Annotated in this window: 22 protein-coding genes; 21 read left to right on the plus strand and 1 reads right to left on the minus strand. The window is 45.3% G+C overall.

Annotated features, from left to right (window positions below):
• Nucleotides 1-52 precede the first annotated feature (52 nt).
• The 15 genes from BJR36_RS03555 to BJR36_RS03625 all read left to right on the plus strand — a co-directional run bounded on the left by BJR36_RS03555 (nt 53) and on the right by BJR36_RS03625 (nt 16,897).
• Nucleotides 53-757 carry an acyl-[acyl-carrier-protein] thioesterase gene (locus tag BJR36_RS03555; protein ID WP_091230222.1) on the plus strand — a complete coding sequence of 235 codons (705 nt, stop codon included), beginning with the start codon at nt 53-55 and terminating at the stop codon, nt 755-757.
• Between the two features lie 46 nt (nt 758-803).
• Nucleotides 804-1,640, plus strand: a complete 837-nt coding sequence (locus BJR36_RS03560) for a CvfB family protein (protein ID WP_091230225.1) — start codon at nt 804-806, stop codon at nt 1,638-1,640.
• A 78-nt stretch (nt 1,641-1,718) separates the two neighbouring features.
• Nucleotides 1,719-2,093, plus strand: a complete 375-nt coding sequence (locus BJR36_RS03565; RefSeq protein WP_091230554.1) for a RidA family protein — start codon at nt 1,719-1,721, stop codon at nt 2,091-2,093.
• 87 nt (nt 2,094-2,180) lie between these two features.
• Nucleotides 2,181-2,417, plus strand: a complete 237-nt coding sequence (locus BJR36_RS03570) for a polya polymerase (RefSeq protein ID WP_091230228.1) — start codon at nt 2,181-2,183, stop codon at nt 2,415-2,417.
• 101 nt (nt 2,418-2,518) lie between these two features.
• Complete coding sequence (locus BJR36_RS03575; RefSeq protein ID WP_091230231.1) at nt 2,519-3,496, plus strand: CPBP family intramembrane glutamic endopeptidase; 978 nt, start codon at nt 2,519-2,521, stop codon at nt 3,494-3,496.
• 261 nt (nt 3,497-3,757) lie between these two features.
• Nucleotides 3,758-4,432 carry a WecB/TagA/CpsF family glycosyltransferase gene (locus tag BJR36_RS03580; protein WP_091230233.1) on the plus strand — a complete coding sequence of 225 codons (675 nt, stop codon included), beginning with the start codon at nt 3,758-3,760 and terminating at the stop codon, nt 4,430-4,432.
• Nucleotides 4,433-4,460: 28 nt separating this feature from the next.
• Nucleotides 4,461-5,336: a YitT family protein gene (locus BJR36_RS03585; RefSeq protein WP_456297630.1), complete on the plus strand. Its 876-nt coding sequence runs from the start codon at nt 4,461-4,463 to the stop codon at nt 5,334-5,336.
• A gap of 253 nt (nt 5,337-5,589) precedes the next feature.
• Nucleotides 5,590-6,678: a PucR family transcriptional regulator gene (locus BJR36_RS03590; RefSeq protein ID WP_091230239.1), complete on the plus strand. Its 1,089-nt coding sequence runs from the start codon at nt 5,590-5,592 to the stop codon at nt 6,676-6,678.
• A gap of 21 nt (nt 6,679-6,699) precedes the next feature.
• Nucleotides 6,700-7,386, plus strand: coding sequence for a cell division ATP-binding protein FtsE (ftsE, locus tag BJR36_RS03595; RefSeq protein WP_091230243.1), 687 nt, complete (start codon nt 6,700-6,702; stop codon nt 7,384-7,386).
• Complete coding sequence (ftsX, locus tag BJR36_RS03600; protein ID WP_091230246.1) at nt 7,376-8,284, plus strand: permease-like cell division protein FtsX; 909 nt, start codon at nt 7,376-7,378, stop codon at nt 8,282-8,284. The genes ftsE and ftsX overlap by 11 nt, the downstream gene beginning before the upstream one ends.
• A 16-nt stretch (nt 8,285-8,300) precedes the next feature.
• The gene (locus BJR36_RS03605) at nt 8,301-9,500 is read left to right on the plus strand and encodes a murein hydrolase activator EnvC family protein (RefSeq protein WP_091230249.1); all 1,200 of its coding nucleotides are present in this window, start codon (nt 8,301-8,303) and stop codon (nt 9,498-9,500) included.
• Between the two features lie 194 nt (nt 9,501-9,694).
• Nucleotides 9,695-10,939: a S41 family peptidase gene (locus BJR36_RS03610; protein ID WP_091230252.1), complete on the plus strand. Its 1,245-nt coding sequence runs from the start codon at nt 9,695-9,697 to the stop codon at nt 10,937-10,939.
• A gap of 227 nt (nt 10,940-11,166) precedes the next feature.
• Nucleotides 11,167-13,152 (plus strand): excinuclease ABC subunit UvrB, encoded by a 1,986-nt coding sequence (gene uvrB / locus BJR36_RS03615; protein WP_091230255.1) that lies wholly within the window; start codon nt 11,167-11,169, stop codon nt 13,150-13,152.
• Between the two features lie 18 nt (nt 13,153-13,170).
• Nucleotides 13,171-16,089, plus strand: a complete 2,919-nt coding sequence (gene uvrA / locus BJR36_RS03620; protein ID WP_091230258.1) for an excinuclease ABC subunit UvrA — start codon at nt 13,171-13,173, stop codon at nt 16,087-16,089.
• A 172-nt stretch (nt 16,090-16,261) separates the two neighbouring features.
• Nucleotides 16,262-16,897 (plus strand): DUF5052 family protein, encoded by a 636-nt coding sequence (locus BJR36_RS03625; RefSeq protein ID WP_207648809.1) that lies wholly within the window; start codon nt 16,262-16,264, stop codon nt 16,895-16,897.
• A gap of 145 nt (nt 16,898-17,042) precedes the next feature.
• Here the strand turns inward: BJR36_RS03625 and BJR36_RS03630 are convergent, their stop codons facing one another.
• On the minus strand, nt 17,043-17,573 hold the full coding sequence (locus BJR36_RS03630) for a peptidylprolyl isomerase (RefSeq protein ID WP_091230261.1): 531 nt from the start codon (nt 17,571-17,573) through the stop codon (nt 17,043-17,045).
• A gap of 257 nt (nt 17,574-17,830) precedes the next feature.
• On the opposite strand from BJR36_RS03630, the gene BJR36_RS03635 reads away from it, so the two are divergent.
• From BJR36_RS03635 to BJR36_RS03660, 6 genes are all read left to right on the plus strand, one after another.
• On the plus strand, nt 17,831-18,688 hold the full coding sequence (locus BJR36_RS03635; RefSeq protein WP_169823580.1) for a GNAT family N-acetyltransferase: 858 nt from the start codon (nt 17,831-17,833) through the stop codon (nt 18,686-18,688).
• A gap of 234 nt (nt 18,689-18,922) precedes the next feature.
• A complete protein-coding gene (locus BJR36_RS03640) occupies nt 18,923-19,720 on the plus strand; it encodes a ParA family protein (protein WP_091230267.1) in 798 nt (265 codons plus the stop codon).
• Entirely contained in the window at nt 19,707-20,237 is a 531-nt protein-coding gene (locus BJR36_RS03645) for a ParB N-terminal domain-containing protein (RefSeq protein ID WP_091230558.1), read from the plus strand. Before BJR36_RS03640 ends, BJR36_RS03645 begins: the two co-directional genes overlap by 14 nt.
• Nucleotides 20,238-20,447: 210 nt before the next feature.
• Nucleotides 20,448-21,593, plus strand: a complete 1,146-nt coding sequence (locus BJR36_RS03650; RefSeq protein ID WP_091230270.1) for a 1-propanol dehydrogenase PduQ — start codon at nt 20,448-20,450, stop codon at nt 21,591-21,593.
• A gap of 318 nt (nt 21,594-21,911) precedes the next feature.
• A complete protein-coding gene (gene mreB / locus BJR36_RS03655; protein WP_091230273.1) occupies nt 21,912-22,901 on the plus strand; it encodes a rod shape-determining protein in 990 nt (329 codons plus the stop codon).
• Nucleotides 22,902-22,934: 33 nt separating this feature from the next.
• Nucleotides 22,935-23,705: a flagellar hook-basal body protein gene (locus BJR36_RS03660; protein WP_091230276.1), complete on the plus strand. Its 771-nt coding sequence runs from the start codon at nt 22,935-22,937 to the stop codon at nt 23,703-23,705.
• Nucleotides 23,706-23,712: the final 7 nt, after the last annotated feature.

The raw sequence follows: 23,712 nt of genomic DNA on the forward strand, positions 1-23,712 counted from the left end.
TTTCATGTGCTATAATAGAAGCCAAAACAGTTTTTGGACGAGGAATAAAAGAATGTATACATTTAACAGCAGGGTAAGGTACAGCGAGACGGGATTGGATGGAAGGCTTTCGCTTGATTCACTGGTGAATTATTTTCAGGATTGCAGCACGTTCCAATCCGAGGACAACGGACTTGGCCTGGATTTTTTAAAAACCAGGGGAAAAGCCTGGGTATTATCATCATGGCAGATTGTAGTAGACAGATATCCGGAACTTGGAAGAGAGATCAGGACAGGAACGTGGGCATATCAATTCGACGGCTTCTATGGCAGCAGGAATTTTGTCATGGAAGATGGAGAGAGTGGATATGCGGCATATGCAAATTCACTATGGGTCCTGGTGGATCTTGCAAGCGGACGTCCGGTCCGTGTGACGGATGATGTGGTTGCAGGCTATCAGATGGAACCGAGAATCGAGATGGATTATGCTTCGAGAAAAATCGTGATTCCTGCAGAAATGGAAAAATGCGGGCCGTTTCCTGTCAGACGGTACCATATAGATACAAACAGGCATGTCAATAACGGCAGGTACATACAGATGGCCAGGGAATTCATTCCCGATGATTTCAGGACAGGCCAGATCCGTGCGGAATATAAAAAAGCAGCGGTCTACGGGGATCTTATTTTCCCGGCAGTATCTGAAAAAGAAGGCACATATGTGGTGACGCTTTCAGACAGTTCTGGAAAGCATTTTGCAGTTGTTGAATTTGGAATATGACAAACAATAGAAGCCGGCTGAAGCCGGGCAGATAACAGGAGATACTATGATAGAATTAGGAAAAAAGCAGAAGCTTATGGTAGTGAAAGAGGTTGAGTTCGGAGTTTATGTGGGGGAACACAAGGATGACGAAGATCGCATCCTTCTTCCTAAAAAGCAGGTTCCGGCAGGAACCAAACCGGGAGACGAGATTGAAGTATTCGTTTATAAGGATTCCAAAGACAGAATTATATCGACGACAAATGAACCGAAACTGCAGATTGGGCAGGTTGCCCTGCTGAAAGTGGTTGAAGTGGGGACGATAGGTGCCTTCCTTGACTGGGGGCTTGAAAAGGATCTTCTTCTTCCTTTCAAGGAACAGACGAAGAGAGTGCGCCAGGGAGAAGAATATCTGGTTACCCTTTATGTCGACAAGAGCAAGAGGCTTTGTGCGACAATGAAGATATATGAATGTCTCAGAAACGATTCCCCTTATCAGAAGGATGACAAGGTCATGGGAATGGTATATGAAATCAGTGAGGAATTCGGAGCTTTCGTGGCTGTTGACAACATTTATTCCGGTCTGATACCTAAGAAGGAGATGTTCGGAAATATCCAGGTGGGGGATAGTGTCGAAGCAAGAGTCACCGCCGTAAAAGAGGACGGAAAACTGGATCTGAGCATAAGGGAAAAGGCTCATCTTCAGATGGATACTGATGCAGAGGCTGTCATGAAGGTCATTGAATCATATGAGGGGATTCTGCCCTTTAATGACCGTGTATCACCGGAAATCATCAAAATGGAATTCGATATGAGCAAAAATGCTTTCAAAAGAGCTGTAGGAAGGCTTTTGAAGGAAGGAAGAATAGAAATTACCGAAAAGAATATCAAAAAGATCAAGTAATCAGGTGCAACATCAATGACCACGAAAGAAGGCATCTGAGTGGTTGACTATATTGAAAAAACGCAGGAGGAATACAGAATGAAAACAGTTATCAGCACAGACAAAGCGCCGGCAGCAATAGGACCATACTCACAGGCCATCGAGGTAAACGGAATGGTATATTCGTCAGGCGTTATCCCGGTAGTGCCTTCGACGGGCGAGATTCCGGAAGGCATCGAAGCACAGGCAGACCAGGCAATCGGCAACCTCATAGCGCTTCTGGAAGCAGCAGGTTCAGGAGCTGAAAAGGTTGTGAAAACGACAGTCTTTATCAAAGATATGAATGATTTTGGGAAAATCAATGAAATCTATGCGAAATACTTTACGGGAAGCTTCCCGGCCAGATCATGCGTGGAAGTTGCAAGGCTTCCAAAAGACGTGCTGATCGAAATAGAGGCTATCGCCCTGAAGTAGCACAAGGTTATGTTTATTGCAAAAAGTGTTTGCAATGCATATGTTTTCATATATAATTATAGGTGAAGCAGGAAAGGAGTGAATAGGATGAAAGTTCAGAATATTACAAACATTGAGGGCTTTTTTAAAGTTGTTGATGGCTGCCAGGGAAAAGTAGAACTGGTTACAGGTGAAGGAGACAGATTAAACCTTAAGTCTAAGTTATCACAGTATGTATCGATGGCAAATATCTTTTCAGATGGAGTGATTGCCGAATTAGAGATAATCGCATACGAAAAGGAAGATATCGATAAGTTAGTAGCTTTTATGATTAGTGATCGCTAATGCAGATTGAGGTAATGATCTTAGAAAATAAGAAAATTACCTCGATTTTTTTTGCTTATCCATTATTGGAAATTACATGCTAAACAAAAAAGGGAGAAAATATGAAAAGCATTAGAAATGTGAACAGACTTTTTTTAACCTTTGTTCTTATATATGTGTTACTCTATGTAGTCCAGACTTTCATGAAAATCGAGATTCCGCTTACTGTAAATGCCAGCCTCCTGCTCAGTCAGGCACTGGTGCTGGTTCCAACGGGAATCTGGCTGGTTGCTGGAAAGACGAAAATAACGGAGCTTGTGCCGTTTAAAAAAATCAGCATTTCAACAGTATTTATGGTTATTTTATTCACGTATCTGATGATGCCTCTTATCACGGTCATTAATGCAATATCAATGCTGTATTCAACAAACCTGGTGAGTGAGACGACCGCTCTCATGACGGAAAATCCGCTTTGGCTGAATGTTCTTCTGATGGCTGTCATACCAGCAATCAGCGAGGAATTCGTATTCAGAGGTATTTTCTACCAGACATACCGCCGTAAAAATGTGATACAGGGTGCAATAGGATGCGGAATCGTTTTCGGGCTCATGCATATGAATTTCAACCAGTTTTCATATGCGCTTGTACTGGGACTGATCTTTGCGTTCCTGATAGAGGCGACAGGCAGTATATTTGCACCTATGATAGCGCACTTTATAATCAATAATAACAGCGTTGTGCTGATGGAGCTTCTTGCCAGGATGCAGAAGGCGGATGTGTTTCAGACGGATGCAGCGGGAGAATCGGCGCAGATGATACAGACGGTATCAGATGTCCCTGCCCAGCAGATGGCTTATATGATTGTCATGTTGATGATTGCAGCCACATTTACGACACTGATGGCAGTCGCTGTTTATCTATGGATTACGAGGAAGTGCGGAACTTCAGAACATATAAGAGGGATATTCATGCCAGGAGTATTCATGCCAGGAGTATTCAGGCGGGCGGACGAATCAAAGCCGCGCACTATTGTTTCAGTGCCGTTTCTGATTGCTGCAGCCATAAGCATCATGTTTATGATTATGACTGAGATGATGTGAAAAAAACAGGTATCTTGTTATATTTCCAAAAGTATTGTATAATTTTGAGTGACTATTCGGAAACTTATGGAGAAATATCAAACAGGAAAATAAAATGCCGGAAAAAGGGGGCAGCAGCTCTGAACGGCTGTATATAATTTGAAAAGCACGTAAAAACAGCTTGCGTAAGATGGCGGCAGATTGGTGACAACCATATTACATAATGACACGTGACAATTACAGAAAAGGTGATTATTGAAGGGATAATCGTAAGGTGGAAATATGAGTAAAAAAATTAGTGTACTGGGAGTTTCAGTAGACAATTACTCAGTCGAAGAGGCGATGGTTTTGATAGATGAGTACCTCAAAAATGATTACATGAATACGATTGGCTATGTTACTGAGGAAATGCTGATTGTTGCAGACGAGAATCCGGAAGTAAAGGTGAAGATTGAAAATCTCGATATGACGGTGATCGGTAAAAGCGAAATACTTGATGTTGCCGGAATAACCGATCCTCAGAGGATACAGGAGACAGAAGAGGATTTGTTTATAAAGGAGTTCATCAGACATGCGGCAGAAAAAGAGGAAAGTGTCTACATCCTGAGCGAAAACCTTCAGATCGTAGAGGAGATTGAGCATTATTTCGAAAGGCATCAGGTAAATCTTGAAGTTGTGGGAAGCTGTGTCATTGAAAGTGGCATGGGAGATGACGACAGGGTCATAAATGAAATCAACAGTTATGCCCCCGATATTATCATGGCATTTATGGAATCGCCATTTCAGGAAGAATTCGTATTCAGCAACAAAGGAAAACTTTGTTCTAAAGTATGGCTTGGAATGGGCATGAATCTTGGCATCATTAAAAAGAAGAACTGGCTTGTTTCCAAGGTTGGCAAAGAACTTTTCAGAAGAAAAGTTGCAAAATTTAACAGCAGATGCGAGAGTGACTCGTAAAGCGAAGGACGTGTGGCGGAATATGGAAATGCCGGCAAATCGATCTGTATATGCAGATTATCTGTTTTTGTTAATCGGTTCGGGACTGATGGCTTTCGCCATTCAGACTATCTATTCTCCAGCAGATCTTGTAACCGGCGGCTTTACCGGTGTGGCAATCATCGTTAAGAGTATCAGCGGCAAATGGATGGACAGCGGCATTCCACTTTGGCTTACCAATACCATCCTAAATATCCCGCTGTTTATTGCAGCGATACGCATCAAGGGAGTCCGCTTTCTTGGCAGGACTGGATTTGCTACGCTGGCGCTGTCCGTGTGGCTTTATCTGATCCCGGATAAGCCCATGATGACAGATGATCTGGTGCTTGCATCTTTGTTTGGCGGAGCGATCAGCGGTGCGGGAATGGGCCTTGTTTTACTGGCACGGGGAACCACAGGGGGAACTGATATGCTGGCCGTGCTGGTACAGCATTACATGAAGCATTACACGATTGCCCAGGTCATGCAGGTTATTGATGCGGCGGTTGTCCTGGCAGGAGCATTTCTGTTCGGAATCAGCAATGCATTATACGCCGTAATCGCAATCATTGTGGTATCCAGGATTACAGATGGAATTATTGAGGGGCTTAAGTTCTCAAAAGTCGCTTATATTATTACCGACAGATATGAAGAGGTCGCCGCAGCGATTATGAAAGAAACGAACAGAGGTGCGACAGGCCTGATCGCAAAGGGGATGTATTCGGGAAAATACAGGAATATGCTCTTTTGTGTCGTTTCCAAAAAGGAGATTGTCCTTCTGAAGGAAATCGTTATCAATACGGATCCTGATGCTTTCGTTATCGTAACGGATGCAAGGGAAGTTCATGGGGAAGGATTTATCGAGCACAGGAAACAGGGCGTTTGAATTTCAGAAGAACATGTATATCATGTGTGATTGAGGAAATGCATAAAAAATATTGTATTTCCTCTTTATTTTTTTGTGATTTTGCATTAATATATTATATAGATTGGTATAATCTGTAGAAAAACAGGGAACCGAGTTGTGGAAGTTGCATAGGGATATGCTGCAGGACGGAAAGTCGAAGCAAAATAATATTTGCGGACAGGCATCATAGCGGACCGGAATATCCACTTAAATAATAAAAAGGAGTGAAAATATGATATCAAATCAAATACTTCAGAACACGATTGAAGGGTTAAAAGGAATTACCAGAATTGATTTATGTATAATGGACACGGAGGGAAAAGTGATGGCTACGACCTTCGGGGAGGCGGAAATCTACGAAAAATCCGTCCAGTCCTTCGTGGAATCTCCTGCAGACAGCCAGGTAATCCAGGGCTGCCAGTTCTTCAAGGTCTTTGACGACCGCCAGCTGGAATACATCCTGCTTGCGAACGGAGGAAGCGATGATGTATACATGGTAGGGAAAATCGCAGCCTTTCAGATACAGAACCTTCTGGTTGCGTATAAAGAACGTTTCGATAAGGATAATTTCATCAAAAACCTTCTGTTGGATAACCTGCTTCTTGTCGACATATATAACAGGGCTAAGAAACTGCATATTGAAACAGATGTCCGCAGGGTCGTATTCATAGTCGAAACGCCTAATGATAAAGGAAGCAATGCACTTGAATCAGTAAGGAGCCTTTTTGGCGGAAAGACCAAGGACTTCATAACAGCAGTAGACGAAAAGAATGTGATCGTGGTTAAGGAAGTGACAGGAAGCGAGGGATATGAGGACCTGAACAAGACGGCCAAAGTAATCCTTGATTCCTTTGGATCTGCAAGCGCCGGGGACGTCCATATTGCTTACGGAACAATCGTAAACGATATTAAGGAAGTTTCGAGGTCATACAAGGAAGCAAGAATGGCACTTGATGTCGGAAAGATATTCTTCAGCGACAGGGACATCATTGCTTACAGCGCATTGGGAATAGGACGTCTGATCTACCAGCTTCCGATTCCGCTCTGCAAGATGTTCATCAAGGAAATTTTTGACGGAAAATCAACAGATGATTTTGATGATGAAACACTGATCACCATCAATAAATTTTTCGAAAACAGCCTTAATGTATCTGAAACATCAAGACAGCTCTATATCCACAGGAATACGCTTGTGTATCGTCTTGACAAGCTTCAGAAAGCCACAGGGCTTGACCTCAGGGTGTTTGAAGATGCGATAACCTTCAAAATTGCACTTATGGTCGTAAAATACATGAAATATATGGAAACATTGGATTATTAAGAGTTTTAACAGGAGGCAATTATGATAGTTCTTGAAAATGTAAGCAAATCCTATTCAACCGGGGCACCGGCATTGAATGGGGTAAGCCTGCACATCAATGAGGGTGAGTTTGTATTCATCGTAGGGAACAGCGGTTCGGGGAAATCAACGCTTATCAAGCTTCTCTTAAAGGAGCTGGAACCGACAGAAGGGCAGATACTGGTCAACAACAAGCTATTGAACAAAATGAAGAGGAAGCAGATACCTAAGTACCGCAGGCAGATCGGTGTCGTATTCCAGGATTTCAGGCTGCTCAAAGACAGAAATGTATATGAGAATATTGCATTTGCCCAGAGGGTAATCGAAAAGCCTTCTAAAACAATCAGACGACAAGTGCCTATGATGCTTTCTATGGTAGGCCTTGCAGAAAAATACAAATCATTTCCACGTGAACTTTCGGGAGGAGAACAGCAGAGGGTTGCTTTGGCCAGAGCCCTTGTGAATAATCCGTCAATCCTGCTGGCTGATGAGCCTACAGGAAATCTGGATCCGAAAAATTCATGGGAAATCATGAAGCTTCTTGAAGAAGTAAATGAAAAGGGCACCACTGTCCTTGTCGTAACTCATAACAGGGAAATCGTGAATGCCATGAAGAAACGCGTAATCACCATGAACCGCGGAGTCATTGTAAGCGACGAAGAGGAAGGTGGTTATTTGTATGAGGATTAGTACGATCACATATACCCTTAGACAGGGTCTTAAAAATATTCGCAGGAACAAGATGTTTTCGCTTGCTTCGATAGCGACCATGGCCGCATGCATCTTTATATTCGGACTTTTCTTTTCAGTAATCCTGAATTTCCACGGAATTGTGAAGAGTGCAGAGGCTGGAGTAGGTGTTACTGTATTTTTCGACGAAGGGCTCAGTGAGGAACAGATCAAGGAAATAGGCAGCACCATCGAAAAAAGAGCAGAAGTCTCAAGACTGGTCTATGTGTCTGCGGAAGAGGCATGGCAGAACTTTAAAGAGGAATACTTCAAGGATGCGGGAGATCTTGCGGAGGGATTTGCAGAAGACAACCCTCTTGCCAATTCAGCCAACTATGAAGTTTATCTGAACGACGTTTCCATGCAGCAGTCTCTGGTTACTTACCTGCAGTCGATTGAGGGTATCAGGCAGGTCAACAAGTCTGAAGTGGCAGCGAATACCCTTTCGGGCTTTAACATGCTGATCGGTTACATATCAGCAGCAATCATAGCAATTCTTCTTGCAGTATCTGTTTTCCTTATCAGCAATACGGTTACAATCGGTATTGCCGTCCGTAAGGAAGAAATTAAAATCATGAAATTGATAGGCGCAACGGATTTCTTCGTGAAAGCACCGTTTATCGTGGAAGGCGTACTGATCGGACTTGTGGGCTCAGCCCTTCCCCTGGTTGCGCTGTATTATCTCTATAACAATGTGATTGGATTTATCGTAGACCGTTTTGATATGCTGACAGGATTTGTTACTTTTATTCCGGTCAACCAGATATTCGCCATACTGATCCCCTTATCACTGGCTTTGGGCGTTGGAATCGGATTTATCGGCAGCTTTTCGACTATCAGGAAACATTTGAAAGTGTAGACGGGAGGATTAGTAAATGAAACAAATAATGAAACGCTTCTGCTGCTTTTTGCTTGCAGCAGTCATGGTGGGCTCTTTTGCGATTTCTTCAAATGCAACCAGCATCAAGGATGCAAAAAAAGAAAAGGAAAGTCTCCAGGAGGACCTTGAAAAAGCAAAGGAGACGATAGATGCTCTTGAGGGTGAAAAGAAAGATATCGAAACCTATGTCAAAGGCCTGGATACGCAGCTGAATGAGCTGTCCGCAAGCATCGATTCTCTTAAGTCGGAGCTGAAAACAAAAGAAAACAATCTGGAACAGAAAAGGATTGAACTTGAGCAAGCCAGAGTGGCCGAGGAAGAACAGTATCAGGCTATGAAGAAAAGGATAAAGTATATGTATGAAAAAGGAGATGCAGCATATATTGAGCTTCTTTTCAGCGCTGAGAATATAGCGGATATTATGAACAGGGCGGACTATATAGCCCAGATATCCGAATACGACAGAAATATGCTCCTGAGGTATCAGGATACGAAAGAGAGCATTGCCCAACAGGAAAAGGATCTGGAAAAGGAATGTAAGGAAATCGAGGCAATGAAGGGCGAGCTGGTCGGTCAGCAGTCCTCGGTTGAGAACCTCATTACCGAAAAGTCCAGTGAGATAGAAAAGTACGAAGCATCGATTGAAGACACTGAGCAGCTTGCAAAGGAATATGAAGAAGAAATAGCAGAACAGGATGCAATCATAAAGGAACTTGAGGCGGCGGCAGCTCTTGCGAAGAAGAAGGCGGAAGAGGCGGCAAAAGCAAAAGGACAGGCAGCCACGACCGTTAAATATGACGGAGGAACATTTGCATGGCCATGCCCGAGCAGTTCCAGGGTCACAAGCGAGTATGGAAACAGAATACATCCCACCCTCGGCGTTCTTAAGTTTCATAACGGAATCGACATAGGCGCCCCGACAGGTTCAGCCATCGTTGCGGCTTATGGCGGAACTGTCATCAGTTCGGCTTACAATGATACAATGGGAAATTATATAATGATAGACCATGGAAACGGACTTTATACGATCTACATGCATGCATCGTCGCTGCTCGTATCGTCAGGTCAGAGCGTTTCAAAGGGGCAGACGATCGCCCTTGTTGGATCGACGGGAAGATCGACAGGACCGCATCTGCATTTCGGCGTGCGACTCAATGGCAGCTATGTTTCGCCATGGAATTATCTGTCGCAGTAACGCAGCACAATATATCAGGGTAAACGACAAAGCGGATTATTCATATCCGCTTTCGTTATATCCAAAATCAGCATAAGAACGCCTCGCGGGACAGGTATTCTGAACAGTTACACAAGACATACTAAAGCTAATCTGACATGGAACGGCAACGCTGGCTGTATCCGGAGGGCAGAGGTACAGGATAAGGAGAAGAAATGAACGAAAAACATAGATTTTTAAAAGGGTTTCTGGCAGGGTTCGGAGCAATGCTCCTGCTTGTCATAGCCGGGGTGTCGGCTGTGATATTTTTCAATATCCAGTCGATTACTACATGGCTCAGGAATGCATCTGCGGTTTCAACTGAGAATGCAGAGTCAGTAACAAGCGATTCTGTAATCAGCAAGGCAGACAGAATCATGAGCATTATAGATGCCAATTTTTTAAATGAGGCAGATGAAGAACAGATGATAGAGGGAATGTACAAGGGGCTTGTTGACGGGCTTGAGGATCCTTATTCCGTTTATTTTGATGCTGAAGAATACCAAAGCATGATGGAAAGCACGAATGGAATCTACGGCGGAATTGGCGTCACGGTAAGCCAGGATCCGGAAACAGGAATCATCACCCTTGTGAAGCCTTTCGAAGGAAGCCCGGGAATGGAAGCGGGAATCCTGCCAGGCGACATACTTTACAAAGTCAATGGCGAGGAAGTGACAGGCGAGGATCTTTCGGAAGTGGTGGCAAAGATAAAGGGTGAAGAGGGAACGAAGGTCCTGCTTACCATAGTTCGTGAAGGCGAAGCAGATTATATTGATGTCGAAGTGGTGAGGAGACAGATAGAGGTTCCGACCATTGCATCAAAGATGCTGGAAAATAATATCGGATATATCCAGATTGTTGAGTTTGACGAGGTTACGCCAGACCAGTTCAAGGAAGCCCTAAGCAGCCTTGAAAAACAGGGGATGAAGGGACTCGTTGTGGATCTCAGGGATAATCCGGGAGGTCTGCTCAGTGCGGTGAATGAGATACTGGATCAGTTTCTCGCAAAAGGGCTGATTGTATATACGGAAGACAAAAACGGCAAGCGGGAGGAATATCTGTCCGACGAAGAGCATCAGTTCAATAAGCCTCTTGCTGTGCTGGTCAATGGAAACAGCGCATCCGCTTCGGAAATCTTTTCAGGAGCCATTAAAGACTATGGAATTGGAACCCTGATTGGAACCACGACGTTTGGAAAGGGAATCGTACAGACCGTCGTCGATCTTGGCGATGGAACCGCGATGAAGCTGACAATTTCAAAATACTATACACCAAAGGGAAACAATATACATGGCATCGGCATAGAGCCTGATATTGCGCTTGAGCTGGACGATGCGGTCAGACAGAAAGCCGTCATTACAGAGGAAGAAGATAACCAGCTGCAGAAGGCTTTAGAAGTCTTGAATGAAAAAATAAAGTAAAATAATATAGAGGGCCAGGCGCCCCGGACAATCTTTTTTATATGTTCGGGGCGCCTGGCTCTTTCTGTATCGAGGTTGTTATGTGCTCTGTGAGCTGCTATTCACCCTGTGATTCGTAACACGCTGCACGCACCGGTTTTCCGAACAAGTGTTTGAAAAATGATATGCGGTATGCTATACTTGTTTTAAAACTATGTACCAATTATTTTACGCAGGGAGGAATCGGGATGGACCTTTTTAAACTTGTATCTGAATACAGCCCCACCGGGGACCAGCCTCAGGCGATCAAGGAACTTGTACAGGGATTTAAGGAGGGTAACCAGTTCGAGACGCTTCTGGGCGTTACCGGGTCGGGAAAAACCTTCACTATGGCGAATGTTATCCAGGCTCTGAATAAACCTACTCTGATCATTGCCCATAACAAGACGCTGGCAGCACAGCTTTACGGGGAATTCAAAGAATTTTTTCCTGAAAATGCCGTGGAATATTTCGTCAGCTATTACGATTACTATCAGCCGGAGGCTTATGTTCCGTCGACTGACACCTATATAGAAAAAGATTCAGCAATCAATGAAGAGATAGACAAGCTCAGGCATTCAGCCACGGCGGCACTTGCAGAACGCAAAGACGTGATCATCGTGGCAAGCGTTTCCTGTATATATGGTCTTGGAAGCCCCATTGACTACCAGGAAATGGTCATCTCCCTCCGTCCGGGAATGACGAAGGACAGGGATGATGTGATCCGGAAGCTTATTGAGATACAGTATGCAAGGAACGAGATGGATTTCAAGCGGGGCACTTTTCGTGTCAGGGGGGATGTCCTGGAAATTTTCCCTGCAACTTCAGGGGAGCTGGCTATCAGAGTCGAATTCTTCGGTGACGAGGTGGACAGGATTACGGAAATTGATGTGCTGACAGGCGAGATCAAGAATACCCTTGGGCACACAGCCATATTTCCGGCTTCCCATTATGTGGTTTCAAAAGAAAAAATTGAGCAGGCAGCAGCTGAAATAGAAAAAGAACTGGAGGAACGGGTCAGATATTTCAAAAGCCATGACAAGCTTCTCGAGGCTCAGAGGATATCAGAGCGAACCAATTTTGACATAGAGATGCTCAGGGAGACGGGATTCTGTTCAGGGATAGAAAACTATTCAAGACATCTGACGGGACTCGCACCTGGAAGCAGCCCACATACGCTGATCGACTATTTTCCGGATGATTTCCTGATTATTGTCGATGAGTCCCATATCACGATTCCACAGGTCCGTGGAATGTATGCGGGGGATCAGGCCAGGAAGACGACCCTTGTCGACTTTGGATTCAGACTTCCGTCAGCTAAGGACAACCGCCCGCTGAATTTTTCGGAATTTGAAAGCAAAATCAACCAGATGATGTTTGTATCGGCAACACCTTCGGTTTATGAAAAAGAGCATGAGCTCTTAAGGGCAGAGCAGATCATCAGGCCAACGGGGCTTCTTGATCCGCTTATATCTGTGCGCCCGGTTGAGGGTCAGATTGACGACCTGATCGGTGAGGTCAACAGGGAAGTCGCCAGAAAGAACAAGATACTCATAACCACTCTGACAAAACGGATGGCAGAAGATCTGACCGCTTATATGAGGGAAGTGGGAATCAGGGTCAGATACCTTCATTCCGATATTGATACCATGGAACGTTCGGAAATAATCAGGGACATGCGCCTCGATGTATTCGACGTGCTTGTTGGTATCAATCTCCTTAGGGAAGGACTGGACATTCCGGAAATCACCCTTGTGGCCATTCTGGATGCGGACAAGGAGGGATTCCTCCGTTCTGAGACATCCCTTATCCAGACGGTAGGCCGTGCAGCGCGTAATGCTGAAGGCCGGGTAATCATGTATGCAGACAGGATAACGGCTTCCATGGAAGCTGCCATCAGGGAGACCAACAGAAGAAGGGAAATCCAGGAGGTATACAACCGGGAGCACGGCATCACGCCAAAGACGATTCAGAAGGCTGTAAGGGACCTGATCAGCATTTCGAAATCTGTGGCCCGTGAGGAATACCGTTATGAGAAGGATCCGCAATCCATGGACAAGAAAGAAATAGAGAAACTGATAGCCAGGGTATCGAAGAAAATGAAGCAGGCAGCAGCAGAATTGAACTTTGAAGCGGCTGCGGAGCTGAGAGACAAGATGACAGAACTGAGAAAGCAGCTTGACGAAATAGGATAAAAAGACAGAGGTAGAAGCATGGAAAATATAAATGAGAATGAAAAGCCTGACAAAAAGCGCAACAGGCAGTATATAAAGATAAGAGGCGCAAACGAGAATAACCTGAAGAACATCAGCCTGAACATACCAAGAAATGAGTTCGTGGTCCTGACGGGGCTGAGCGGTTCCGGAAAATCATCCCTGGCATTCGATACCATCTATGCAGAAGGACAGCGGAGATACATGGAGTCTCTTTCATCCTATGCGAGACAGTTCCTTGGACAGATGGAGAAGCCCAATGTGGAAAGCATCGAGGGACTTTCGCCTGCAATTTCCATAGACCAGAAGTCGACAAACAGGAATCCGCGTTCAACTGTAGGAACGGTTACGGAGATCTATGATTATTTTAGGCTTCTCTATGCAAGGATAGGCGTTCCGCACTGTCCTCAGTGCGGAAAGGAAATTAAAAAGCAGACTGTCGACCAGATGACAGACCATATTCTGGAGCTGCCGGAAGGCACGAAGATACAGCTCCTGGCTCCAATCGTCAGGGGGCGTAAGGGTGAACATGCAAAGATTTTCGAACATGCCAGAAAGAGCGGCTATGTCCGTGTCAGGGCGGATGGGAATCTTTATGAGCTTTCGGAAGAAATCCGGCTGGATAAGAATAAAAAGCATAATATTGAAATTATCGTAGACAGGCTGGTGGTGAAGCCGGGAATCGAAAAGAGGCTTACGGATTCTATCGAAAGCGTTCTTGCGCTTGCCGATGGAAGGATGATTGTGGATGTGATCGGAGGAGAGCCTGTCAATTTCAGCCAGAGCTTTGCCTGTCCGGACTGTGAGATCAGCATCGATGAGATAGAGCCGAGGACGTTCTCCTTCAACAACCCCTTCGGAGCCTGCCCGGCCTGCTTCGGACTGGGATACAAGATGGAATTTGACGAGGACCTTATGATTCCCGACAAGTCCCTGAGCATCGCAGAGGGTGCAATCGCGGTTATAGGATGGCAGTCCTCTACCGACAAATCCAGCTTTTCACGTGCCCTTCTGGAGGCGCTTTCCCAGGAATATAAATTCGACCTGAATACGCCTTATGAGAAGCTGCCGGAAAAAATAAGGAACCTTATTCTTTACGGAACCGACGGCAGGGAAGTGAAGGTGTATTACAAGGGACAGAGGGGTGAAGGCGTCTATGACGTGGCATTTGAAGGCCTTATCAAGAATGTGGAAAGGCGCTACCGGGAAACCTCTTCCGACACCATCAAGCAGGAGTATGAGACATTCATGCATATAACCCCGTGCTCCGAGTGCGGCGGCCAGCGTCTGAAAAAGGATGCCCTGGCGGTAACGGTTGACGGAAAAAATATTCATGAGGTTACCTCTCTGTCCATCGGGCAGCTTATGGAATTCCTGGAGAATATTGAACTGACAAAAACCCAGCATCTGATCGGGGACCAGGTCCTGAAGGAAATCAAAGAAAGAGTCGGTTTCCTGATCAATGTGGGTCTGGACTATCTGACCCTTTCGAGAGCCACAGGCTCCCTGTCCGGCGGCGAAGCCCAGAGAATCAGGCTGGCGACCCAGATAGGATCCGGTCTTGTGGGTGTCGTATATATACTGGATGAGCCGAGCATCGGCCTTCACCAGAGGGATAACGACAAACTCCTGAAGACCCTGAATCACCTGAGGGACCTTGGCAATACCCTGATAGTCGTGGAGCATGACGAGGATACCATGTTTGCGGCCGACCATATTGTGGATATCGGCCCAGGCGCAGGAGAACATGGTGGAGAAGTGGTTGCCGAAGGAACAGCAGAGGAAATCATGGAGAATGAAAACTCGGTAACAGGTGCCTACCTGAGCGGCCGTATCAGGATCCCGGTGCCGGAAACAAGACAGAAACCTACGGGATTCCTGACGATACTGGGAGCCAGAGAGAATAATCTTAAAAACATTGATGTAGATATCCCCCTGGGGATCATGACCTGTGTGACAGGCGTATCCGGTTCAGGGAAAAGCTCGCTGATTAATGAAATCCTTTACAAACGTCTGGCAAGAGATCTGAACCGTGCAAGGACGATTCCGGGAAAACATGCGGATATGAAGGGGATTGAACTTCTCGATAAGGTCATCGATATCGACCAGTCTCCGATCGGAAGGACTCCAAGGTCAAATCCGGCAACATATACGGGTGTTTTCGACCAGATCAGGGATCTTTTTGCTGCTACTGCTGATGCAAAGGCAAAGGGATACAAAAAAGGCAGATTCAGCTTCAATATAAAAGGCGGACGCTGTGAAGCCTGCAGCGGCGACGGAATCCTGAAAATAGAGATGCATTTCCTTCCTGACGTGTACGTTCCATGTGAGGTCTGCCAGGGAAAACGCTATAACAGGGAGACTCTGGATGTCAGATATAAGGGAAAGAGCATCTACGACGTTCTGGATATGACAGTTGAAGAAGCCTTGACGTTTTTCGAAAACGTGCCGTCCATACGAAGGAAGATAGAGACTCTGAATGATGTGGGGCTTTCCTACATCAGGCTTGGACAGCCTTCCACGACCCTTTCCGGCGGCGAGGCCCAGAGGATCAAGCTTGCAACAGAGCTGAGCAGACGAAGCACCGGAAAGACCATCTATATACTTGACGAGCCTACGACAGGGCTGCATTTTGCAGATGTCCATAAGCTGATCGAAATCCTTCGCCGCCTTACGGACGGCGGAAATACAGTTGTCGTAATTGAACACAACCTGGATGTGATCAAGACAGCTGACTATATTATCGATATAGGTCCTGAAGGCGGCTACAGGGGCGGAACCGTAATTGCGGAAGGAACCCCGGAAGAGATTGCTAAGAATCCGGTATCCTACACGGGAAAATATGTCGCCCAGTATCTGTCGGACAAGAAACATGTTTTTGACAGGGAGCTGGATGATGATGGACAAAGTCCTGAATAGCTAAAAACATAAACCAGGACGGCCCGGGATTATTGAATCCGGGCCGTCCTGATTTGTTATATTTGTTTGGTACATCTATTAATATAACTTTCAAATGTGTTCATTTTATGTTTTAATTATAAAAACAGCGTGAACCAGTAAACATCAGGTTTTAAGAAAGGGTTGAACGATAATGAAGAGCATGAACAAGAGCGCAAAGAAACTGATGGTGATCATACTGATCGTTGCAGCATCCATAGGAATGGTGGGGTGCGCCTGGATACAGAGCAAGGTGACGGACATTAAGGGCAGGCTGATCGGCAACTCCTTCACAATCAGCCAATACGACAATTATGGAGTGAATTTCCTGACTGTTGAGGGCAAGAGAGTGGATGTTGGCGGAATCACGGTTGAAGTGCCATCTGTAAACAGCGACGGTACTACAGAAACCGCATACGAGCTGTCATCGGTGCTTGATATCACGGTGGATGGAAGCAACATGAAGACAACAGGAAATACGGTGATTTTCGTGGAAAAGGGATTAAAAAGGATAGATGACTTTGAACTGCCAGAGTATGTGGAGTCATCCGGCGGTACCATAACCTCAATCGACAGAAATATCAATAAACTTCAAAATATTGCCGGGAACAGCAAGATTATCGTGATCAGTTCGCAATTGGGGGTGCCGATTGAAGTATATGGCGGAGACGATGTATATACTGAAATACCAAGTGACCTGCCGAAAATGACAAAGCTGAATATTGATGGAAAAGCACTTTATGTGCACAGGGCAAATTACGTAATTCTGGATGCGGATTTGCTGGATTAGGAAATATGATTATGGAAAAATAGTGAAGCAGTGACAAAAAAAGAACCCCCTGGCTCTCGTTCATGAGAAGAAGGGGGTTCGTATTGGGTGGTGCTATCTGCATGAATAACGATTCAGGACTATGCTGGATAGTGGTTCTGAAAAGTTATCTGCATGAATTCTTTTCTGGTTCAGGATATTCCTGTCCGAAAAGTTCAACTGTCACTGTTTTGATAACCTGTGGTTCAAGTGGACGGTCGTTGTAATCCGCAGCGCATTCAGCGATTTTGTTTACAACTTCAAGGCCTTCAGTGACCTGTCCGAATGCAGCATACTGTCCGTCAAGATGAGGAGAGTTTTTATGCATGATGAAGAACTGAGATCCTGCCGAGTTAGGATTCATAGACCTGGCCATTGATAAAACGCCTGGCGCATGTTTCAGGTTGTTTGTGAATCCGTTCATTTTGAATTCACCATTGATGCCGTATCCCGGGCCGCCCATTCCGCTTCCTTCAGGACATCCGCCCTGAATCATGAAGCCGTTGATGACGCGGTGGAAAATAAGACCGTCATAAAAGCCTTTCTTGATAAGGCTGATGAAGTTGTTGACTGTATTCGGTGCGATTTCAGGATAAAGTTCTGCCTTTATGATGTCGCCATTTGCCATTTCGATTGTAACTAATGGATTCTGTGCCATAATAATTCTTCCTTTCGTTTTTGGAGTTTTTGTTTGAAGCAGCCAGCCACAAGGGACTGATTTGACCCGCTTCATAATTGTCATTGTATCGGAAAAACAGGGCATAGTAAAGTGAAAAATGTGAAAAACATAAGGCCTGTGGTATAATTCTGTTACTAAAGTCCACGCTGCAGACAGTAGTAACACGCTTTGCGATGCGCAGAAATGGCCGCAATTCGTCATTTCGCGCTGCAAGCCACGGGAGGAAAGGACAGGATATGCTTAAGGGAGTCGTTATCAATATTGAAAAAGAGGACCTCACTGAAATCGCAGGAATTGAAATATTCACGGAAAGCCTGGGGATGACAGGGGTGAAAATAAAAAAACAGTCACTGGAAGAAAAGGGCGCAGTCAGTCTGGAGCCTGGAGAGCAGCCAAATGAATGGGTGATGATTGCTGACAGCATGAAGGGAGTCCGTGCAGCCAGTAAGGCTGGGATCCCATGCATAGGCTATCAGAAGCCGGGGCCGGATTCTGAATACCTGCAAGGGGTCCTGTACATCATAGAAGGGTTTGAAGAAATAGATTCCGAATGGGTCAATAATGTGTACAAGAGAAGCAGGGGTGAACCCTGGACAATCGCTGAAACGGACAGGCTGATCATCCGCGAGATGACCCTGGATGATGTGGATGATCTATGGAAACTATATGAAGATCCTGAAATCACCCGGTATATGGATGGACTCAGCGGCGACAGGGGGAAGGAAACGGAACTGATGGCGGCTTATATAAAGATGATGTACGGATTTTTCGAATACGGGCTGTGGGCTGTTGTGGAAAAATCCACGGGCAGGCTTGCTGGCCGGGCCGGGCTCTCGAACAGGGAGACGGAGGATGGTATGGAGGTCGAGCTTGGATACATGGTGGGACTGCCGTTCCAGAAGCAGGGATATGCATACGAAGCCTGCACGGCAGTGCTGGATTATGCAAAAAATATCCTCTGCCTGGACAGAATCGCTTGCTATATCAGGGAAGGAAACATCCCTTCCATCAGACTTGCAAAAAAGCTTGGGTTCAGGTTAAGGGGAAAAACAGAAAACGGAGATACCCTGGCATATGAGATTGAGCTGGTTTAATCAATCATATCAAAGGGGTGAAAACAAAGCAAAAAAAGACAAAACAATGTAATAACGAAAAAACATGCCTCGAAAACAAAATAGGTGTGGTAAAGGTGGGGATGCCGGTGTAAAATAAAAGATAACTGTTCAGAACTCTTGTCATGCGAGGTGTATTTATGCTGAATTTGCATAAATACCCGGGATATTTATGCGGCGGAGGATGAGTGTTTTTAAAAAAGCCGGAAAGGATGTATTGGCAAAATGGAAACAAAAGTGATATGTTTTGCAAACAACAAGGGAGGCAGCGGAAAATCGACGACCTGCTCAAATATCGGATACGGGCTTACCCTGCTTGGGAAAAAAGTCCTGCTGATTGACGGGGATATGCAGCTCAACCTGTCCCTGGCATTTTTTGCAGAGGAAAAGGTCCTGGAGTTTGCAAGGGGCGAAAAAAACCTCTACCACGCAATCAGGGATAAGAAGGATCTTTCGGAATTCATACTGAATACAGAGTACGAGGGCCTTGACCTTGTTCCCTCATCGACCCTGATGAGTTCCATAGAATATGAGCTTTTTACAAAATGGCAGAGGGAATATATCCTGAAGAAATGTCTTGAAAACGTGAAGGCATCAGGGGTATATGACTATATCCTCATTGATGCGCCTCCGACGCTTGGCGGCTGGGTGATGAACATCCTGTGCGCTTCGGACAATCTGATCATTCCGGTTGAAGCAAGTCCATGGGGGCTCTTCGGACTGGCCAACATGTTCGAATTCCTGAATGAAGTGAAGCAGATTGCTCCAGACCTTTCCCTGATGGGCATCGCAATCACCAAGGTTGACGAAAGGAAGAACTATTTCAAGCAGACGATCGAGACCCTTCAGGAGATCGACAACGTCCATCTGTTCAGTTCCTATGTACGCGTCGACAGTTCCGTGGAATGGGCCCAGGACAACAGCAAACCTGTCATAGCCTACAAAAGGAGCAGCAGGAGCGCGAAGGAATACATGAGCCTTGCAGAGGAGGTAAACAGCTATGGCAGTAGGTAAGGGAAGCATCATAAGGGCAACAAATGCCAGTGCGGCAGCAGAAGAGAAAAATAAAAAGGCAGCCATATCTGCAGGGGCAGAGACGGCAGCGAAGGAAAAGAGAAAAACGGCTGAACATCAGGCGGCAGCGCTGGCATCGGTAAGGAACCCCCTGGCCGAAATACCGCTTGCTGAGATCCATCAGGTTCCGGAAAAATGGATGGGACGCAGAAGAAATGCCGGCTCCGTTTCAGAGCTTGCGGAATCAATCAGAAGGCATGGCATGATAGAGCCGGTGATTCTCCGCCAGATGGAAGACAATAGGTTCCAGCTCCTCTCGGGATACAGGCGCTTTTGCGCAGTACAGGAGCTTGGCCAGAGCACCATTACTGCAAGGGTGCTCGAAGGGGTAGCGGATCAGGAAGCACAGGAAATTTATAATGATCTCCATGGAATCGCTGAGAGAAGTAGTATGCACGAAGCTAAATTCCAGGCAATATCAATGGTATCGGGAACTCTTCCCGACTATCTGCTTTAGTAAAACCACCTGAAATGACAAATGTTGAATTTTGTTGTTTTGGGTGTTTTTATATTTAATCATATTGCTTTGTGTTGGTTTGTGTATTATAATGGTGTCAGACAAAGGCTTTGTAGCAGCGATCCAGGACTAAGCGTTCTATAGTTACACAGGATGCACCAAAATTGCTGAACCAGCAAAGATATTTCATGCAGTGGGGAGAAAATAAAGATGAACAGCTTTGACATAAAAACGAAAATATATTTTGGAGAGAATGCCCTGGACAGGCTTCTGAACATTCCATATAAGAAGGTCCTTGTGATAACCGATCCTTTTGTGGTCAAGAGCGGCATGATTACGATGATCACCTACCGCTTAGAGGAGGGCGGGACCGAATACGAGATTTTCAAGGATGTTGTCCCCGACCCTCCCATCGAAAAAGTAGTTACAGGAGTGCAGAAGCTCCTTGAATACCAGCCGGAAGCGATTGTTGCAGTAGGCGGCGGATCGGCTATAGATTCGGCAAAGGCGATTAAGGAATTTGCCGTGCGAATCGGAAATATGGGCGACATCGGGCTTATCGCAATACCGACTACCAGTGGTACCGGTTCCGAGGTAACGGCGTTCTCTGTTATTTCAGATCCGGAAAACCAGATCAAGTATCCCATGGTTTCAGACAGCCTCATACCGACCGAGGCGATACTGGATGCGGAGCTTGTGAAAAGCGTGCCGCCTGCCATAACGGCGGACACGGGAATGGACGTACTCACCCACGCCATAGAAGCATATGTGAGCATAAACAACAATGAATTTTCAGCAGCGCTTGCAGAAAAATCAATAGAAATCTGCGGTGTATGGCTCCTGAGAGCATATCTGGACGGAAACGACATGCATGCCAGAAAGAAGATGCATGTCGCTTCATGCCTTGCCGGTCTTGCCTTCAATTCGGCCAGTCTGGGCCTGAATCATGGAATGGCCCATCCCCTTGGGGCTAATTTCCATATACCTCATGGCCGGGCAAATGCCATGCTTCTGCCTCATATTATCGAGTTCAACAGCGACATCAATATACACAGTAAGAGCCGTGACCACTATCTGCCGGCGGTAAGGAAGTACTGCAATATAGCAAAGCTTCTCGGTCTCAATAACTTCAACGAGATCACGACGGTGCGCGCCCTTGTAAACTGGATACAGTTCATGCTCAAGGAGATGAATATTCCGATTTCCGTATCACAGACCGAAAAAGTGACAGAAGCAGAATATATGGCGAAGCTGGATGTGCTTGCTGAAGCAGCGCTGAAAGACGGATGCACGGCAACGAATCCAAGGATACCAGCAAAAGAGCAGATCGTTGAAATCTACAGGAAGCTCTGGTAGGATTCACATCTTCATAATTTATAAAAACAATCAGGCACGGGCCGGGAAAACATATTCCGGTACCGTGTTTTTTTGTTTTCAAAGGAAAGTTCATTCTATGTCATCTCATAGGAAAGTTCATCCTGTGAAATCAAAAAAAGCTCCATGTGGGACATGTGTTTATGAGATGGGGAAAAATGGAGAAAAAAATAAATGTGAAAAATCTGCGAAACTACTTTAAAAACAAATGGTTTTTATATATAATGTAGAAAGATGCGTTTAATTAACAGAACTATTGGAAAATTGAAAATAGACCAATGAATTTGAAAGGGGTACAATATGTTATCAACTGATATTGGAATCGATTTAGGAACAGCTAGTATACTTGTGTATGTAAAAGGCAAAGGGGTTGTATTAAAGGAACCTTCAGTAGTAGCTTTCGACAGAGATACGAATAAGATAAAAGCAATCGGAGAAGAAGCAAGGCTTATGATCGGAAGGACGCCGGGAAATATTATCGCGGTCAGACCTTTGAGACAGGGTGTTATCTCTGATTACTCAGTAACTGAAAAAATGCTTAAATATTTCATTCAGAAAGCGCTCGGCAAGAAGCCTTTCAGAAAGCCGAGAATCAGCGTATGTGTACCGAGCGGGGTTACGGAAGTTGAAAAGAAGGCAGTTGAAGATGCAACTTACCAGGCAGGCGCAAGGGAAGTTTCCATCATTGAAGAGCCTATTGCAGCAGCAATCGGTGCGGGAATCGATATTTCCAAACCATGCGGAAATATGATTGTTGATATAGGCGGTGGAACTTCAGATATCGCAGTTATTTCCCTGGGCGGCACTGTAGTCAGCACGTCAATCAAAATCGCAGGCGATGATTTCGACGAAGCGATCGTGCGTTACATGCGTAAAAAGCATAACCTTCTGATTGGTGAAAGAACTGCAGAAGACATCAAAATCAAAATCGGTTCAGCATACAAGAGGGCGGAAGTGGCAACAATGGACGTCAGAGGACGTAACCTTGTTACCGGCCTTCCAAAAACGATTACGGTCACTTCAGATGAAACGGAAGAGGCTTTAAGGGAAGCTACTTCACAGATTGTGGAAGCAGTACACAGCGTTCTGGAGAGAACACCACCTGAACTTGCAGCGGATATAGCAGACAGGGGAATCGTTCTTACAGGCGGCGGATGCCTCCTTCAGGGACTGGAAGAACTTATTGAAGAAAAGACAGGAATCAATACGATGACAGCGGAAGATCCGATGACTGCAGTAGCAATCGGAACCGGAAAATATGTTGAATTCCTCAGCGGAAAAAGAGACTAATCATATTCAGAATAAAAAGCAGGAGATAATCGGATGGTAAAAGGTTTATATACAGCACATACTGGAATGATCAATCAGCAGAACAGGCTCGATGTCCTTACCAACAACCTGGCTAATTCGGCAACGAACGGCTACAAGAAGGAAGGGGCTACATCGCAGTCTTTTGATTCTGTCATGGCAGCTAAGATCAAAGATTCTTCAGAAGCCTTTGCCGCCAGAAGACTTGGCGGAATGAACATGGGCGTCAAAGTTGGAGAAACCTATACCGATTACAGCCAGGGTTCTTTTAAAGTCACAGAGAATACCTATGACTTGGCATTGGAGGGGGATGGATTTTTTGCCATTTCCTTTACCGATCAGAACGGCGGGCAGTCCGTCAAATATACCAGGGACGGATCATTTACCCTTTCGAGCGAAGGGTATCTTGTAACCAAGGATGGGGACTATGTACAGGGCAGTAATGGAAATATCCGGATAAATGTTTCGGCGGACGTTGAAATTGACAGCCTTGGCAATATTTATGAAAATGGAATTCTTGCCGATAAAATAAGTGTAGTTGATTTTGAAGACAGCAGCTATTTGGAAAAATACGGCGAGAATATGTACAATCTGACAGAAGGCGGAACATTCAGGGTGTCTGAAGCTATCGTGCATCAGGGATATCTCGAAACATCGAATGTGAACGTCATTAGGGAAATGGTAGAAATGATCAATGTCACCCGTGCTTACGAGACAAACCAGAAGGTGATACAGACCATTGACGAAACCCTTGATAAGGCAGTCAATACAGTCGGAAGAGTATAAACGCAGG

This window comes from Anaerobium acetethylicum, assembly GCF_900096945.1.
GTDB classification, from domain to species: Bacteria; Bacillota; Clostridia; order Lachnospirales; family Lachnospiraceae; genus Anaerobium; species Anaerobium acetethylicum.

What these genes read in the sequence shown, in the direction of transcription:
- BJR36_RS03555 (WP_091230222.1), top strand. Translation starts at nt 53, where the DNA reads ATGTATACATTTAACAGCAGGGTAAGGTACAGCGAGACGGGATTGGAT.
- BJR36_RS03560 (WP_091230225.1), top strand. Translation starts at nt 804, where the DNA reads ATGATAGAATTAGGAAAAAAGCAGAAGCTTATGGTAGTGAAAGAGGTT.
- BJR36_RS03565 (WP_091230554.1), top strand. Translation starts at nt 1,719, where the DNA reads ATGAAAACAGTTATCAGCACAGACAAAGCGCCGGCAGCAATAGGACCA.
- BJR36_RS03570 (WP_091230228.1), top strand. Translation starts at nt 2,181, where the DNA reads ATGAAAGTTCAGAATATTACAAACATTGAGGGCTTTTTTAAAGTTGTT.
- BJR36_RS03575 (WP_091230231.1), top strand. Translation starts at nt 2,519, where the DNA reads ATGAAAAGCATTAGAAATGTGAACAGACTTTTTTTAACCTTTGTTCTT.
- BJR36_RS03580 (WP_091230233.1), top strand. Translation starts at nt 3,758, where the DNA reads ATGAGTAAAAAAATTAGTGTACTGGGAGTTTCAGTAGACAATTACTCA.
- BJR36_RS03585 (WP_456297630.1), top strand. Translation starts at nt 4,461, where the DNA reads ATGCCGGCAAATCGATCTGTATATGCAGATTATCTGTTTTTGTTAATC.
- BJR36_RS03590 (WP_091230239.1), top strand. Translation starts at nt 5,590, where the DNA reads ATGATATCAAATCAAATACTTCAGAACACGATTGAAGGGTTAAAAGGA.
- ftsE (WP_091230243.1), top strand. Translation starts at nt 6,700, where the DNA reads ATGATAGTTCTTGAAAATGTAAGCAAATCCTATTCAACCGGGGCACCG.
- ftsX (WP_091230246.1), top strand. Translation starts at nt 7,376, where the DNA reads ATGAGGATTAGTACGATCACATATACCCTTAGACAGGGTCTTAAAAAT.
- BJR36_RS03605 (WP_091230249.1), top strand. Translation starts at nt 8,301, where the DNA reads ATGAAACAAATAATGAAACGCTTCTGCTGCTTTTTGCTTGCAGCAGTC.
- BJR36_RS03610 (WP_091230252.1), top strand. Translation starts at nt 9,695, where the DNA reads ATGAACGAAAAACATAGATTTTTAAAAGGGTTTCTGGCAGGGTTCGGA.
- uvrB (WP_091230255.1), top strand. Translation starts at nt 11,167, where the DNA reads ATGGACCTTTTTAAACTTGTATCTGAATACAGCCCCACCGGGGACCAG.
- uvrA (WP_091230258.1), top strand. Translation starts at nt 13,171, where the DNA reads ATGGAAAATATAAATGAGAATGAAAAGCCTGACAAAAAGCGCAACAGG.
- BJR36_RS03625 (WP_207648809.1), top strand. Translation starts at nt 16,262, where the DNA reads ATGAAGAGCATGAACAAGAGCGCAAAGAAACTGATGGTGATCATACTG.
- BJR36_RS03630 (WP_091230261.1), bottom strand. Translation starts at nt 17,573, where the DNA reads ATGGCACAGAATCCATTAGTTACAATCGAAATGGCAAATGGCGACATC.
- BJR36_RS03635 (WP_169823580.1), top strand. Translation starts at nt 17,831, where the DNA reads ATGCTTAAGGGAGTCGTTATCAATATTGAAAAAGAGGACCTCACTGAA.
- BJR36_RS03645 (WP_091230558.1), top strand. Translation starts at nt 19,707, where the DNA reads ATGGCAGTAGGTAAGGGAAGCATCATAAGGGCAACAAATGCCAGTGCG.
- BJR36_RS03650 (WP_091230270.1), top strand. Translation starts at nt 20,448, where the DNA reads ATGAACAGCTTTGACATAAAAACGAAAATATATTTTGGAGAGAATGCC.
- mreB (WP_091230273.1), top strand. Translation starts at nt 21,912, where the DNA reads ATGTTATCAACTGATATTGGAATCGATTTAGGAACAGCTAGTATACTT.
- BJR36_RS03660 (WP_091230276.1), top strand. Translation starts at nt 22,935, where the DNA reads ATGGTAAAAGGTTTATATACAGCACATACTGGAATGATCAATCAGCAG.